This window comes from Geovibrio thiophilus, from assembly GCF_004087915.1.
GTDB classification, from domain to species: Bacteria; Chrysiogenota; Deferribacteres; order Deferribacterales; family Geovibrionaceae; genus Geovibrio; species Geovibrio thiophilus.
The window spans coordinates 2,784,890-2,799,069 of the sequence record NZ_CP035108.1 but is presented as its reverse complement, the minus strand read 5'-3'; the positions used below and the strand labels follow the sequence as shown (position 1 = coordinate 2,799,069).

At 49.6% G+C, this 14,180-nt stretch carries 14 protein-coding genes; all 14 read left to right on the top strand.

What is annotated here, in order from left to right; translation table 11 throughout:
* Positions 1-27: 27 nt before the first annotated feature.
* The 14 genes from EP073_RS12945 to EP073_RS12880 all read left to right on the top strand — a co-directional run bounded on the left by EP073_RS12945 (position 28) and on the right by EP073_RS12880 (position 14,137).
* Positions 28-537, top strand: coding sequence for a shikimate kinase (locus EP073_RS12945; RefSeq protein ID WP_128467585.1), 510 nt, complete (start codon positions 28-30; stop codon positions 535-537).
* The gene (aroB, locus tag EP073_RS12940; protein WP_128467584.1) at positions 530-1,567 is read left to right on the top strand and encodes a 3-dehydroquinate synthase; all 1,038 of its coding nucleotides are present in this window, start codon (positions 530-532) and stop codon (positions 1,565-1,567) included. The genes EP073_RS12945 and aroB overlap by 8 nt, the downstream gene beginning before the upstream one ends.
* Before the next feature lies 1 nt (position 1,568).
* A complete protein-coding gene (locus EP073_RS12935) occupies positions 1,569-2,960 on the top strand; it encodes a tetratricopeptide repeat protein (RefSeq protein ID WP_128467583.1) in 1,392 nt (463 codons plus the stop codon).
* Positions 2,957-3,382: a type II 3-dehydroquinate dehydratase gene (aroQ, locus tag EP073_RS12930; RefSeq protein ID WP_128467582.1), complete on the top strand. Its 426-nt coding sequence runs from the start codon at positions 2,957-2,959 to the stop codon at positions 3,380-3,382. The genes EP073_RS12935 and aroQ overlap by 4 nt, the downstream gene beginning before the upstream one ends.
* Entirely contained in the window at positions 3,379-4,437 is a 1,059-nt protein-coding gene (locus EP073_RS12925; RefSeq protein WP_128467581.1) for a M24 family metallopeptidase, read from the top strand. The genes aroQ and EP073_RS12925 overlap by 4 nt, the downstream gene beginning before the upstream one ends.
* 6 nt (positions 4,438-4,443) lie before the next feature.
* Positions 4,444-5,013 (top strand): elongation factor P, encoded by a 570-nt coding sequence (efp, locus tag EP073_RS12920; protein ID WP_128467580.1) that lies wholly within the window; start codon positions 4,444-4,446, stop codon positions 5,011-5,013.
* Positions 5,014-5,023: 10 nt separating this feature from the next.
* On the top strand, positions 5,024-5,494 hold the full coding sequence (gene accB / locus EP073_RS12915; protein WP_128467579.1) for an acetyl-CoA carboxylase biotin carboxyl carrier protein: 471 nt from the start codon (positions 5,024-5,026) through the stop codon (positions 5,492-5,494).
* Positions 5,495-5,503: 9 nt separating this feature from the next.
* Positions 5,504-6,841, top strand: a complete 1,338-nt coding sequence (gene accC, locus EP073_RS12910; RefSeq protein WP_128467578.1) for an acetyl-CoA carboxylase biotin carboxylase subunit — start codon at positions 5,504-5,506, stop codon at positions 6,839-6,841.
* Positions 6,838-8,430 (top strand): tetratricopeptide repeat protein, encoded by a 1,593-nt coding sequence (locus EP073_RS12905; protein ID WP_128467577.1) that lies wholly within the window; start codon positions 6,838-6,840, stop codon positions 8,428-8,430. Before accC ends, EP073_RS12905 begins: the two co-directional genes overlap by 4 nt.
* On the top strand, positions 8,405-9,052 hold the full coding sequence (locus tag EP073_RS12900; protein ID WP_128467576.1) for a hypothetical protein: 648 nt from the start codon (positions 8,405-8,407) through the stop codon (positions 9,050-9,052). Before EP073_RS12905 ends, EP073_RS12900 begins: the two co-directional genes overlap by 26 nt.
* Positions 9,049-9,894 carry a 4-(cytidine 5'-diphospho)-2-C-methyl-D-erythritol kinase gene (gene ispE, locus EP073_RS12895; protein ID WP_128467575.1) on the top strand — a complete coding sequence of 282 codons (846 nt, stop codon included), beginning with the start codon at positions 9,049-9,051 and terminating at the stop codon, positions 9,892-9,894. The genes EP073_RS12900 and ispE overlap by 4 nt, the downstream gene beginning before the upstream one ends.
* Complete coding sequence (locus EP073_RS12890; protein ID WP_128467574.1) at positions 9,894-10,844, top strand: ribose-phosphate pyrophosphokinase; 951 nt, start codon at positions 9,894-9,896, stop codon at positions 10,842-10,844. Before ispE ends, EP073_RS12890 begins: the two co-directional genes overlap by 1 nt.
* Positions 10,837-11,427 (top strand): aminoacyl-tRNA hydrolase, encoded by a 591-nt coding sequence (pth, locus tag EP073_RS12885; RefSeq protein WP_128467573.1) that lies wholly within the window; start codon positions 10,837-10,839, stop codon positions 11,425-11,427. The genes EP073_RS12890 and pth overlap by 8 nt, the downstream gene beginning before the upstream one ends.
* Positions 11,428-12,100: 673 nt before the next feature.
* Positions 12,101-14,137: a sodium-translocating pyrophosphatase gene (locus EP073_RS12880; RefSeq protein WP_128467572.1), complete on the top strand. Its 2,037-nt coding sequence runs from the start codon at positions 12,101-12,103 to the stop codon at positions 14,135-14,137.
* The last annotated feature ends 43 nt before the right edge of the window (positions 14,138-14,180 follow it).

Genomic DNA, 14,180 nt, shown 5'->3' with positions numbered 1-14,180 from the left:
TAACGGAGTTGTGCTGAAGAGGTTAAAATGCGTAAAAACATATACTTAATCGGTTTCATGGGAACGGGGAAAAGCACCGTGGGCAGGCTTGTTGCACAGAAGCTCGGCATGGAGTTCTGCGATACGGACGCCATGGTGGAGGAAAAATCAGGGATGACAATATCTCAGATATTTGACGAGATGGACGAGGACGCCTTCCGCGGTATGGAGACTGATGTCCTGAAAGAGATTACGGAGAGAAAAAACCTTGTGGTGTCCACCGGAGGCGGCATTGTAGTCACCAGAGGAAACATGGAGCTTATGCGCTCTGCGGGCAGCCTCATCACTCTGATGGCTTCGCCGGAGCAGATTTTCGATAGAATAAAGGACGATAAGGGCAGACCTCTTCTTCAGGTGGCAAACCCTTTGGATGAGATAAAGCAGCTTATTTACGACAGAGCGCCTTTTTACATAAATACCGACTGTATAGTGGAAACCACTGAACTCAGCCCCGAGGACGCGGCGGAAGAGATAATAAGGTTTGTGGAAAATGCGTAGGATTCGTGTCGAGCTGGAGAAGCGGATTGATGAATCATACGACATTCATCTGTCTGCGGATTTTATAGAAGAGATGCTCACCCGCTGTGATGACGGGTTCTTTCTGGCGGACTCCGCGGTTTACGCATTTTATGAGGAACTTTTTCAGGGACGGAAGACCTTCGTCCTTGAAACTTCTGAAAAAAGCAAAAGCATGGAATCATTCATAAAGGTGCTTGAGTTTCTCCACGATAACGGATGCCGGAGAGACGGAAAGCTGATAGCCGTCGGCGGCGGCATAACAGGGGATCTGGGCGGATTCGCCGCAGCGTCTTATATGCGCGGGATAGATTATGTTCAGGTTCCCACCACGCTTCTCTCCATGGTTGACTCATCCGTCGGCGGGAAGACAGGGATCAATTTCCTCTCCTCCAAGAACAATGTAGGCGCCTTCCATCAGCCGCAGGCGGTTTATATTGATACAGACTTTCTCCGAACCCTTGATGACGAGGAATACCTTAACGGGCTTGCCGAGGTGATAAAATATGGCGCACTTTTCAGCGCGGTTTTCTTCGATATGCTTCTGGAAAAAAGGGATGCCGTGCTTGAGAGAAAGGCGGATGTGCTTCTTGAGATAATCTCCGAGTGCTGCCGCATGAAGGCGGAAGTGGTTAAGGAGGATGAGAAGGAGCAGGGAGTGCGCAAGCTCCTGAACTTCGGGCATACCTTCGGTCATGCCATTGAAACGGATTCGGGCTTCGCCGTTAAGCACGGTTTCGCCGTGGCCGCGGGCATGTATCTGGAAAATCTGTTCGGACTCAGGCAGGGCTACTGCTCAGAGGAGTCCGTGAACCGTCTGGGAGAAGTTCTTGACGCGTACGGTTTTGAAAAGGAATATAAAATAAAAGATACGGATGTATTTTTTTCTGCCCTGTCCGCAGACAAAAAGGCGGATAAAAAAGGGCTGACAATCGTTTTTGCGCCCGAAATCGGCAAGGGCGAATGGATAAGCGGAATAAAACCCGGGCTTATAAAGGATTTCTTCGGCTGATATGGACGAGATAAACCGTTCCAAATATCTTAATGACATAGAGTATTTCTCACGCAAGCTGGAGGATGATCCGGCTTCAAAGCTTTTTATGCCTCTTTCGGTTGCGCTCCTGAAACTCAATAAATATGATGATGTTATCTATTACTGCGCCCACGGGCTGGAGCATTTTCCGGAGCTTCTGGGGGCAAAAACCGTCATGGCTCAGGCTTACATGGGCAAAGGAAAGGTTGAGGACGCCAAAGGACTCCTGAAACAGGTGATACTGGTCAACCGCTTCAACTACAAAGCCAATAAGCTCATGGGCGATATTTACCGCGCGGAAGAAGACATCGCCCGTGCTCTGGAGTATTACCGCAAGTCCTATAAGATTTCGCCGGAGGACAGAAAACTCGGCGATGATATAATTGAGCTTGAAAACCTCCTTGAAAAAGGTTTTGAGGCGGCAGATGATATAGATCTCCCCGACAGGGACAGCGAGCTTGTGGAGCATATGGCGAAAGAGCTTGCAGATGAGGTGAAGGACGAGCTTTCACATGATACTTATGAAGACAAGGAACTGGAAGAGAATGAAATAGAAAAGACCTTGCAGGAGATCTCCGAGAGGAATACCGAGGATGAAGACGGGTTCGATATGGATGACTTCGGCAAGGAGGATTTTGAAGAGGAAATCAGAGAAAATCTTCTCGCCAGCGTGGATGAGGAGATAAGGGGCAAAGAGGTTCAGGGCGATGTAGTGCGTCTTGACGAAGAGGATATTCTCTCTGATTTTACCGCTGAAAAGCAGGCGGACAAAAAGACCGCCGACATTGACGCGCCCATAGAGCTTGACGATTTTGCCGCGGAGATAACAAAAGCCGAGGACGATGCGATCATGTCTATGATAGGGGACGCTCTTTCATCATTCGGCTCATCATCTTACGGCGATGAAATAATTTATGACAATAAAAGGGATATAATAGAGGACAGCGAGTCAGAGGAGTATTTTCTTACCGATGACGAACCGGAAGCATTTCCGGAGGAAGAACCCGCCGCTGAAGCTGAACCTGTGCAGGCTGAAGAGTCTGTGTATGCTGAAGAGCCCGTTATTGAGGCTGAACCGGAGGAAGCGGAAGAAGAGCCTGAGCCCGAATCCGTGCCTGAAACTGTGGCAGAGGAAATTCCCCAACCCGCGCAGGAGCCCGAGCCGGAGACTACGCCGGACGAACCCCTATCTTTGCCCGCACAGGAGCCTGAACCTGTTAAGCCTGAGCCAAAGCAGCTCTCCCCGCAGGAAAAGCTGGCGGAAGCAAAGAGAATGCTCATTGAGGCGCAGGTGGAAACACTGGAAAACACTCTTGCCTGTGTACTGAATAAAGCGAGGAAAAGAAAGCAAACCTCGAAGGAGGAAAAATGAAGCTGCTCATAATTAACGGACCGAATCTTAACATGCTGGGCAGAAGAGAGAGCGCCCACTACGGAACCCTCACTCTGACGGATATAAACACCAAGCTCATTGAAAGAGCCGACGGACGGGCGGAACTGGAGTTTTTCCAGTCCAACCATGAGGGCGCCATAACTGACCGGATTCAGCTGTCCTCCGGGTTTGACGGCATAATAATAAACGCCGGAGCCTATACCCATACAAGCATAGCCATAAGGGACGCACTCCTTGCGGTGAAAGTTCCGTTTGTTGAGGTGCACCTCTCCAATGTATACGCCAGAGAGGATTTCAGGCATAAATCATATCTCAGCGACATAGCAAGAGGAGTTATCGCAGGGTTCGGCTGGATGTCCTATGCGCTTGCCCTTGAGTTTTTCATGTCGGAGCCCAAATGAAACGCATAGAGCGCCTTCTCGGGCTGATGAAGCAGTCTGGCGTGAACAACCTTCTGCTTACCGATCCTGCTGATATTTTTTACCTCTCCGGCTTCACGGGGAGCACTGCCTATCTGTTTGCATCCTCTGAAAAAACAGTTTTCTTCACTGACGGCAGATATGCCGAGCAGATAAAAACAGAAATCAGCCGTGACATAAAAACGGTCATAGTCAAAACCTACGGAACCTCTCTGTGCGAACTTGCGAAGCAGGCGGGACAGCTAACCGTGAGTCCAAAGTGTCCGCTCAACCTGTACTGCATGATGGAAGACAGCGCAGAAGAACTCCTGATCGATTCCAAAGACCTTGTGAGCCTCATGCGCAGTGTCAAGGACAAGGAGGAGATCGAGCTAATCAGTCACTCTTTCAGGGTTGCGGGTGAAGCGTTTAAGGAAAGTCTCGGGCAGTGGCGCTACGGCATGACCGAAACGGAATGGGCGGCTGTCCTTGAGTATAACATGCGCAAAAGAGGCGCCAAGGACAGAAGCTTCGAGACGATCATAGCCTCCGGAGAAAGAAGCGCTCTGCCGCACGGAAACGCCGATATGCGTGTGATAAGCGCAGGTGATCCCGTCACTGTGGATTACGGATGCAAGTTTCATTATTGCAGCGATATAACAAGGGTGGTCTATGACGGCAGCGATCCGTTTGTCCTTGAGATAGCGGATATAGTCAGGGGTGCCATGGACGCGGCGAAAGCCGTCATACGCCCGGGCGCGGTCTGCTCGGATGTGGACAAGGCGGCGCGGGACTTCATCGAGAAAAAGGGTTACGGCGTGTTCTTCAACCACGGTCTGGGGCACGGGGTCGGAATAGATGTGCACGAGGCTCCTTCGTTTAACTTCCGTGACGAGACAGTCCTTGTTCAGGGGATGGTGCTCACCGTGGAACCGGGTATTTACCTGCCCGGACGCTTCGGTGTAAGGCTTGAGGACACCGTGGCTGTAAGTGAAAACAGTTGTGTAAATCTTACCGCTGTGCTAGAAGACTACGTTTATAAAATCCATCAGAGGTGAGGTCCGATGATAACCCCGAACCAGTTTAAAAAAGGCGCAAAAATAGAAGTTGACGGTGAACCTTACTCCATCGTCGAATATCTTCATATAAAGATGGGCAGAGGCGGAGCCAACGTCCGCACCAAGATAAAAAGCCTTCTCTCGGGCAACGTTATAGAAAGAACCTACAAGTCTGACGAAAAAATCAAACAGCCGGACTTCGAGGAAAAAGAGATGCAGTACCTCTATAAAGACGGTGACTCGTACGTCTTTATGGATAACGAAACATACGAGCAGGTTTACATCCCTGAAACCGATGTGGGTGAGCTTGCGGATTTTATGCCCGAAAACCTTAATGTTTACGTGCTCCTTTTCAATCAGAAACCCACAGGAGTGCAGCTCCCCAACTTCGTGGAACTTCCCGTCGCACAGACTGACCCCGGTCTCAAGGGCGATACTGTGAGCGGCGGTTCCAAGCCCGCCACCGTATCCACTGGCGGCGTGGTTCAGGTTCCTCTTTTTATTAACGAAGGGGATGTTCTTAAAATCGATACAAGGACAGGCACTTACATGGAAAGGGTAAGGTCTGCCAGATAGGAGGAAGACTTTGGAACTTAAAGACATCAGGGAACTGATACGCTTCATCGACAAGTCGGAAATTAAAGAATTTGAATACGAAACAGAAAACGGGGAGAGAATCTACATCTCTAAAAAGGACGATGCACCTGTATTCGCCGCAGCTCCCGCCGCCGCATACGCACAGGCACCCGCTGCACCTGCGGCGCTGCCCGCTGCCGCACCAACTGCGGAAGTGAAGGACTCCGGTCTTAAAGGCAATCAGGTTGAAATAAAAACACCCATAGTGGGCACATTCTACGAGGCTCCGTCACCCGGAGCGGAATCCTTTGTCAAAGAAGGCGACACTGTTAAAAAGGGTCAGACGCTCTGCATAGTGGAAGCCATGAAGATCATGAACGAAATTGAGGCGGAGTTCGACTGCAAAATAGTGCGCAAAGTCGGTCAGAACGCTAAACCTGTAGAATACGGCGAAGTAATTTTCATCGCAGAGCCTCTCTAGGGGATATGAATGTTTGAAAAGGTTTTAGTAGCTAACAGAGGTGAAATCGCGCTGAGGGTTCTGCGCGCCTGCAAGGAGCTGGGCATCAAGACTGTTGCCGTTTACTCCGAGGCGGACAAGGAATCTCTGCACGTCGCTTTTGCTGATGAGGCAGTCTGCATAGGACCGTATCAGTCGGCAAAAAGCTATCTCGACATAAAAAGCATCATCGCCGCCGCCGAAATAGCCAATGTGGACGCAATTCACCCGGGCTACGGCTTCATGGCGGAAAATGCCAGCTTCGCCAAAATCTGCGAAGAGTGCGGATTCAAATTCATCGGTCCCAAGGCGGAACATATCGACCTCATGGGCAACAAGTCACGCGCCAAAGACGTCATGAAAAACTTCGGCGTGCCCACAGTTCCCGGCAGCGACGGTGCAGTGGCATCCGCTGATGAGGCGCTTAAAATAGCAAAAGAGATAGGCTTCCCCGTGATGATCAAGGCATCAGCGGGCGGCGGCGGAAAGGGTATGAGGGTTGCGCTCAATGAAATGAGCTTCCTCAACAGCTTCCAGCTTGCACGCTCCGAAAGCCTCAATGCTTTCGGCTCGGACGAAATCTACATAGAAAAATTCATAGAAAACCCCCGTCACATCGAGATTCAGGTCTTCGGTGACGGCAAAGGGAAAGGTCTCCACTTCTTTGAGCGTGAATGCTCCATACAGAGACGCCACCAGAAACTTCTGGAAGAAGCGCCCAGCTCCGCGATCAGCGAAGCCACAAGGAATAAGATGGGTGAAATATCCGTTGCCGCCATTGAGTCTCTCGGCTATGAAAACGCCGGAACCATAGAGTATCTCGTGGATGACAAGGAAAATTTCTACTTCATGGAGATGAATACGAGGATTCAGGTTGAGCATCCCGTAACGGAGATGATAACAGGCTATGACCTTGTTGTTCTCCAGCTGAGGATCGCAGCGGGTGAACCTCTCACTATCAAGCAGGAAGACATAAAAATCATCGGACACGCCATAGAGTGCAGAATAAACGCCGAAGACCCCGAAACCTTCCGCCCATGCCCGGGCAAGATCGAAGGCTACATTGTCCCCGGCGGCTTCGGTGTGAGGGTGGATTCAAACTGCTATCAGGGCTACACAGTCCTCCCTTATTACGATTCCATGATAGCGAAGCTCATAACCTTCGGTAAAACAAGGGAAATGGCAATAGCAAGGATGAGAAGGGCTCTGGACGAGTACGTCATAGACGGTATAAAGAGCACAATCCCCCTGCATGAACGCATACTTGAGCATCACGCTTTCATCAAGGGCGACATAACCACCGCATTCATAGAGAAGTACTTCGGATGAGATTTTTTCTCATTCCGCTGGCTCTCTTACTGACAGTAACATTCGTAAATCAGTCCGCCTCCGCCCTTGAACAGGCAGAGGTGGACTCTGCTTATATCGAAGCCCTCTACGCGGCGGATGACGGCGATCTTGACACTGCCACATCGCTTCTTGAGACAATAAAGAAATCCGCAAACGATCCCTACATCTACCAGAAGCTTTCCGAACTCTACATCAAACTCCAGATGTACGAAACAGCCAAGCACAGACTTAGTGAGGGACTCGGAGTTTTCCCTGAAGATCCGGAGCTCAACTTCTCCATGGCTCAGCTTTATCTTTTTCACTACAGGGACTCCGGTCTGGCGGAGATATTCGCCGCCGATGCCCTGAAATCAGCCAGAGACGTAAAATACCTGTATCTCATGGCGGATATTTATAAAATTCTCGGTGACGAAGAAAAGCTGATGACGGTTCTTGACGAAATTATACTAAGCGAGCCTTCCGCAAGGGTTCTTGTTGAGAGGGGCAACCTGTTCAGAAATAAAGGCATGCTGACAGAAGCCGAGCATGACTACATGAAGGCATATGAGCTTGACGAAGATCTCGGAGCGGCTGCAAGGCTTGCCGAGATATTTATAGAGAGAGATGATTACGAAAGAGCTGTTAAGTATCTTTCGATCCTTTCAGAGAAACGCCCTGATTTTGTGCTCTCCGACCTTAAACTTGCGGAAATCTATAAACGTGCCGACAACAGCACAAAGGCGCTTGAGATCTTCAAGCGGATTCTGCCCAAGGTTGAGGGGAGAGAAAAGATCTATGTTCTCAGGCAGATAGCAGGAATATACTACGCCACGGACGATTATAAAAACGCTCTTTCCTACTTCCGGCAGGTGGCGGAGCTTGCCCCGAACGATGTTCAGGTTTTCTACTCCATGGGTGTTATCCATGAAATGGAAAACAAATTCGCCGAGGCGGAGAAAAACTACCGCAAGGCTATAACAATACGTCCCGACTATGTGGAGGCGAGGAAGCGCATCGGCTTCATAAGCCTCAAAGACAAAAAGTATGATGAGGGCATAAAAGTCATTACAAAAATCCCCGCAGACCTGAGGGATGTGGACTACTACCGCATCACAGGCGCGCTCTATAAAGAAAAAGGCACACTCTCCAAGGCTTATGAAGTTCTGAGAAAAGGCTATGAGGAAAACCCTTCCTCCGTTGAGCTCGTGATCGATTTCGCAATGGTGCTTGAGAAGCAGAAGAAGTACGATGAATGCTTCGAGGTGCTGAAAGACGCTCTGGAGCTTAATCCGGGGAATCCGTCACTGATGAATTTTCTCGGCTACACCTACGCCGATCTGAGCATCAAGCTTGATGAAGCCTACACACTTATTGAAAGCGCTCTGGCGAAAGACCCCGAAAATCCCGCCTATCTGGACAGCATGGCATGGGTTCTCTACAGATTTGAAAAATATGAGGAGGCTTACGGCTACCAGATCAGAGCTCTCCGTAAAGTTCCCGATGAAAAAGAGATCCGTGACCATATGAAGGCTATTCTTGAAAGGCTGGAGATTAACAAATCGGTTGATGATATTCTCAAAGGTAAATAGAAGACTCTTTTTAAGTCCCGCAATCAGGTTATTTTTCGCTGTTGTTCTTATAATTGCGTTCGGGGTGTCCTGCGCTCCGAAGCGCCCTTTTCTGCTCACAGACAAAAATACCGTTCTCAGTGAAATCAGCTTTAAAAACAAACAGACATGTGCGTACAAAGGGCGTATTTCCGTTATTTATCAGGACAGGGAAGAGGATGTCCGCTTCAGGGCGCTGCTGGATAAGAAATGCACGGACGAGTTCGATATGAAAATTCTCGGCGCTTTTTCGAGGGTTATCTACGATATAACCTATAGATACGGTGATGTTAAAGCCTACGAAAAAGGGATAGACAGCAGCGAGAAGATCAGCCTCTTCATGAAAAACAGGGGGCTGGACGGACTGATTCTGGGACTCAGATTCCCCTACGCTTTACCTGATGAATCGTATGATATGACGCTCACGGAAAACGGATACCTTTTCCGCAAACCCTACGCCGAGATTGAGGCAGGGAGCGACATGCTGATAAAACGGATAAAATTTGACGAAGTGATCTATGAGTACGGATACAGCACGGAAGGCGTATCGTCCATAAAGCTTACACAGGGTACAAAAAAGCTTGAGATAGGGCTCCAGCGGTGATAATTGCCCGAAGTTACGCCAAGATAAACATTTTTTTGCATATTAACGGTAAAAGAGCTGACGGTTATCATGATCTCCAGACCCTTTTCGCTCAGACAGAACTGCATGATACCATAGAGATTGAAGAAGCTGACAGAACAGAGCTTATCTGCAATATGCCTGATATTCCGGCTGATTCCTCAAACCTGATAATCAGAGTAAAAAACATTCTCACAGAACGGTACGGCATCAGGAACGAATACAGAATAATACTGAATAAAAAGATTCCCGCAGGGGGCGGACTGGGGGGCGGAAGCTCCAACGCAGCCTGTTTCCTGAAGACTGTGAACAGTATGTCCCATATGGGGCTGTCTTATAAGGATATGGCGGATATTCTGGGTTCTGTCGGCTCGGATACTGTATATTTCCTCCATGACAGACCGTGCTACGCCGAAGGGCGGGGCGAGATTATAGTCAGCGAGACGGAGCTCCCTTCAGCGCCTATTTTGCTGGTTAATCCGGGTATCCATGTTCCGACCGGCGAAATATTCCGGTGCGGAAATTTGAAGTTGACGTCAAAAGCGGATCTGTCTAGAATGCCCATCGTCGCGGGCTATGCGGAGCTTACAGCCATGCTTGAAAACGGGCTTGAGGCTGCTGTTTTCGCAAAGCACCCTGTTTTGCAGACACTTAAAACAGCGCTGCTTGATTCCGGCGCTGACGGCGCCCTCATGAGCGGCAGCGGCTCCACTGTTTTCGGTATCTACAGAACAGATGAACAGCTTGAGTCCGCCTGTGATATAATCAGAGAAAAATTTGCCGGTTACACGGTATTCAAATCAAGGATAAAAGGAGCAGGCTGATGAATTTTCTTCTGTTTTCGGGCAATGCGAACAGAACACTGGCACAGGGCATAGCCACGGAACTCGGCGTTAGGCTGGGGGATGCCACGGTAGGCACTTTCAGTGACGGAGAGATAAGAGTAAAAATCAATGAGAGCGTCAGAGGAAGAGACGTTTTCGTTATTCAGCCGACCAGCTCACCCACAGATAAACACCTTATGGAACTTATGATAATGACAGATGCACTCAAAAGGGCATCTGCCGGAACCATAACGGCGGTTATCCCCTATTTCGGCTACGCGCGTCAGGACAGAACCTCAGAACCCCGAGTGCCGATTACCGCTAAACTCGTCGCTAATCTCATTGAGACTTCAGGCATAAACAGAGTTATGACAATGAATCTCCATGCCGGACAGATTCAGGGGTTTTTCGACATACCGGTGGACAACCTCTACTCATCTCCCGTTATAGTGAAATACATGATAGACAACGGAATGAAAGGTGAGGACTATGTTGTTGTCTCGCCTGATGCGGGCGGCGTGGCGAGAGCGAGAATATACGCTAAGCTTCTCGGCACGTCTCTTGCGATCATCGACAAAAGAAGAAGCGCCCCCAACGCCGCCGAAGCTATGCACGTTATAGGCACTGTTGAAGGCAAAAATGTAATAATAATTGATGATATGATAGATACAGCGGGAACGCTTACTCAGGCCGCCGGCGCAGTCATGAAGCACGGAGCGAAATCTGTTATAGCCTCCGCAGCTCACGGAGTCCTCTCCGGTCCCGCTATGGAGAGGATTACAAACAGCGTGCTTGACAAAGTGATCATCTCCGATACTGTTGAACTGGTTAAGGAAAAGCAGAATTCCAAAATAGTCGTTCTCAGTGTTGCGGGGATATTTGCTAAAGCTATCAACAGAATCCAGCATAAAGAGAGCATAAGCTCACTGTTTGAAATGGGGCATGAATAATCTGCTCATAGTCGGTCTCGGCAACCCGGGCACGCAGTACGCAAAGACCAGACATAATCTGGGCTTTATGGTGGCGGACAGGCTTGCGGGACGCTTCGGCACTGCTTTTAAGGACGGGTTTAAGGGGCTCTGGGGCGAATTTCGCACGGACGAAAAGCATTTTATCCTCAAACCCATGACTTATATGAATCTCAGCGGTCAGTCCGTTGCGCCGTTCATGAGCTTTTATAAGATAGAGCCTGAAAACCTTATAGTTATTCAGGATGATCTTGATATGGAGTTCGGAAGGATCAAATTCCGAAAGGACGGCTCAAGCGGCGGTCATAACGGGATAAGGTCGGTAACAGAGCTGATAGGCACAGATAAGTTTGTCAGGCTGAAAATGGGCATAGGCAAGAGCAGAAGCGGCGGAACTGTGGGGCATGTTCTCGGAAAGTTCGAGAACGACGCTGATCTGGAAAAGTTTATTGAACTGGGCACTGACGCAGCGGAAGCACTCATAAGAAACGGGCTGAAATCAGCTATGAATACATATAACAACAAGTCGGTCTTTGACGGAGAAAACGGGCAGGATAAGACTTAGCAGATTTAGCCTGCTTCAAATCCTCCCCCGCCCTCCTTTAAGAAAGGAGGGAGTTGAAACCACAGGAAGTAGGTTTCAGCGAACTATCATGACTAAGGTACATGGATGTACCCGCGGAGTGCGCACCACAGCGAATGCGAGGAGCGCAAACGAGCGAGAGCAGCAAGAAGCTTTGCTTCGCATGCTGCGAGTGAGCGGCAACTACAGGAAGTATGTTTCAGCGAACTATCATGATTAGACAGCCGTTAATCGGCTCACGCCGAAAACATATTTAATTGACACGGCAGTGTGTTATGCAACACATTCCCATGGATGGGAATGCGCCGTGCGAAGCGAAGGGCGGGTTACCCGCCCGCGAGCGTGTGTATAAATCCGACAGGATGTGCGGATTTATATACTACTGAAACTCAGCGGAAGTTTAAGCGGTGACAGCCGTTAATCGGCTCACGCCGAAAACATATTTAATTGACACGGCAGTGTGTTATGCAACACATTTCCATGGATGGGAATGCGCCGTGCGAAGCGAAGGGCGGGTTACCCGCCCGCGAGCGTGTGTATAAATCCGACAGGATGTGCGGATTTATATACTAATTAAGACAACGCAGGTTTTGAACAGGGAGAATATATTAACTTGTTCCCCCGTTAAACATATTTAATTAATAAGGAGGACCAAATGTCAATGATGATGTACCTCGCTCCTGTTCTGGGTGTGGTGGGTCTTATTGTCGCGTACGTGATTTACAACTCTGTTAAGAGCAAATCCGCCGGCAATGAGAAAATGAAAGAAATTTCAGACATGATCCATGACGGAGCCATGGCGTTTCTTGGCAGAGAATACAAAGTTCTTTCTTTCTTTGTCGCAATAGTTTTTATACTTATGCTGTTCTCATCCAGTCTTGGAATCTACACCGCTGTTGCATTCTTGGGAGGCGCTGTTTGCTCCGTTGCCGCAGGCTTTTTCGGAATGAAATCAGCAACACGTGCCAATGTAAGAACAAGTGAAGCCGCAAGAAGCGGCGGAATGGCAGCAGCCCTCTCTGTTTCCTATAACGGCGGAGCGGTCATGGGACTCTCTGTTGCGAGCCTTGGTCTCATAGGCGTGGGCGTTCTGTTCATTTTCTTCGGTGACCCCGAAACAGCAAAATATATCAACGGCTTCGCAATGGGCGCTTCCTCAATAGCTCTTTTCGCACGTGTGGGCGGCGGTATTTATACAAAAGCGGCAGACGTGGGAGCCGACCTTGTGGGCAAAGTTGAAGCCAACATTCCCGAAGACGACCACAGAAACCCCGGCGTTATCGCAGATAACGTGGGCGACAACGTGGGCGACATCGCTGGTATGGGCGCGGATATTTTTGAGTCTTATGTTGGTTCCATAATTGCGACTATCGCCATCGCCGCAACTGCTTCTCCCGAGCTCATACTTCAGGTAAGCCAGCCCGGAATGGCATTTGACATGTTTAAAATGAACATGATGGCGCTTCCCATAGGTCTTGCTATAATCGGTCTTCTCGCTTCCCTTGTGGGCGTCTTCTCAATGAAGCTCCTCAAAAACACTCCTCCCGCGTCAGCACTGAGATATTCAACCTTCGTGGGCGCCGGTCTCTTCCTCATAGCAGCTTACTTTGTAATCGCTATGTACGGAATCAAGGCAGGCGTGTTCTGGGCGCTTCTCGCAGGTACCCTTGCGGGCATCGTGATTGGTCTTGTTACTGAATACTATACAGCCGCAGCTCCTGTTAAAAGGATAGTCAAGGCTTCTGAAACAGGCGCGGCAACAAACATCATCAACGGTTTTGCCATTGGTCTTGAATCTGTTGTTATCCCCGTAATCCTCATCTGCGTTGCGATTTTCGTCGCAAACGCAACAGCGGGTCTTTACGGAATAGGTATCGCCGCTGTGGGCATGCTTGCTACAGTGGGTGTTACTATGACAGTTGACGCTTACGGACCTATCGCCGATAATGCCGGCGGTATTTCCGAAATGGCTGAGCTCGGACCCGAAGTGAGAAAAATCACAGACAGTCTTGACGCCATCGGCAACACCACCGCGGCAGTGGGCAAAGGCTTCGCCATCGGCTCCGCCGCTCTTACTGCTCTCGCGCTTTTCGCCGCATATGCAAGCAGTGCAGGGATCTCAAGCATAGACATTACCAAGCCCATAGTTGTTATCGGTCTCTTCATCGGCGGCTTCCTGCCTTTCCTTGTTGCGGCTATGACAATGACCTCCGTGGGCAAGGCAGCCGGACAGATGGTTGATGAAATCCGCCGTCAGTTCAGAGAAATACCCGGTCTTCTTGAAGGCAGGGAAGGCGTGAAACCCGACCCCAAAACATGCGTTGACATATCAACTGCTGCGGCTCTTAAAGAAATGATTCTCCCCGGCGTGGTTGCGGTTCTCGCTCCCGTTGTTGTGGGTTTTCTTCTCGGTAAAGAGGCTCTCGGCGGTATGCTTGCGGGCGCTACGGTTACAGGCGTTCTTCTTGCTCTGCTTATGTCTAACGCTGGCGGCGCGTGGGACAACGCTAAAAAAGCTATCGAAAAAGGCGAGTGGGGCAGTGCGGGTAAAGGTTCCGACCAGCACAAAGCCGCAGTCGTGGGTGATACAGTGGGCGACCCTTTCAAAGATACAAGCGGTCCCGCTATGAACATCCTTGTAAAACTTATGAGTATCGTTTCTCTTATCATCGCACCCCTTCTTCTGGGCTGATAAGCGGACTGAAACAGAATCAGGAAGGGCAGACTCGCATGAG

Coding starts and splice junctions, on each gene's coding strand:
- EP073_RS12945 (WP_128467585.1), top strand. CDS start 28: ATGCGTAAAAACATATACTTAATCGGTTTCATGGGAACGGGGAAAAGC.
- aroB (WP_128467584.1), top strand. CDS start 530: ATGCGTAGGATTCGTGTCGAGCTGGAGAAGCGGATTGATGAATCATAC.
- EP073_RS12935 (WP_128467583.1), top strand. CDS start 1,569: ATGGACGAGATAAACCGTTCCAAATATCTTAATGACATAGAGTATTTC.
- aroQ (WP_128467582.1), top strand. CDS start 2,957: ATGAAGCTGCTCATAATTAACGGACCGAATCTTAACATGCTGGGCAGA.
- EP073_RS12925 (WP_128467581.1), top strand. CDS start 3,379: ATGAAACGCATAGAGCGCCTTCTCGGGCTGATGAAGCAGTCTGGCGTG.
- efp (WP_128467580.1), top strand. CDS start 4,444: ATGATAACCCCGAACCAGTTTAAAAAAGGCGCAAAAATAGAAGTTGAC.
- accC (WP_128467578.1), top strand. CDS start 5,504: ATGTTTGAAAAGGTTTTAGTAGCTAACAGAGGTGAAATCGCGCTGAGG.
- EP073_RS12905 (WP_128467577.1), top strand. CDS start 6,838: ATGAGATTTTTTCTCATTCCGCTGGCTCTCTTACTGACAGTAACATTC.
- EP073_RS12890 (WP_128467574.1), top strand. CDS start 9,894: ATGAATTTTCTTCTGTTTTCGGGCAATGCGAACAGAACACTGGCACAG.
- pth (WP_128467573.1), top strand. CDS start 10,837: ATGAATAATCTGCTCATAGTCGGTCTCGGCAACCCGGGCACGCAGTAC.
- EP073_RS12880 (WP_128467572.1), top strand. CDS start 12,101: ATGTCAATGATGATGTACCTCGCTCCTGTTCTGGGTGTGGTGGGTCTT.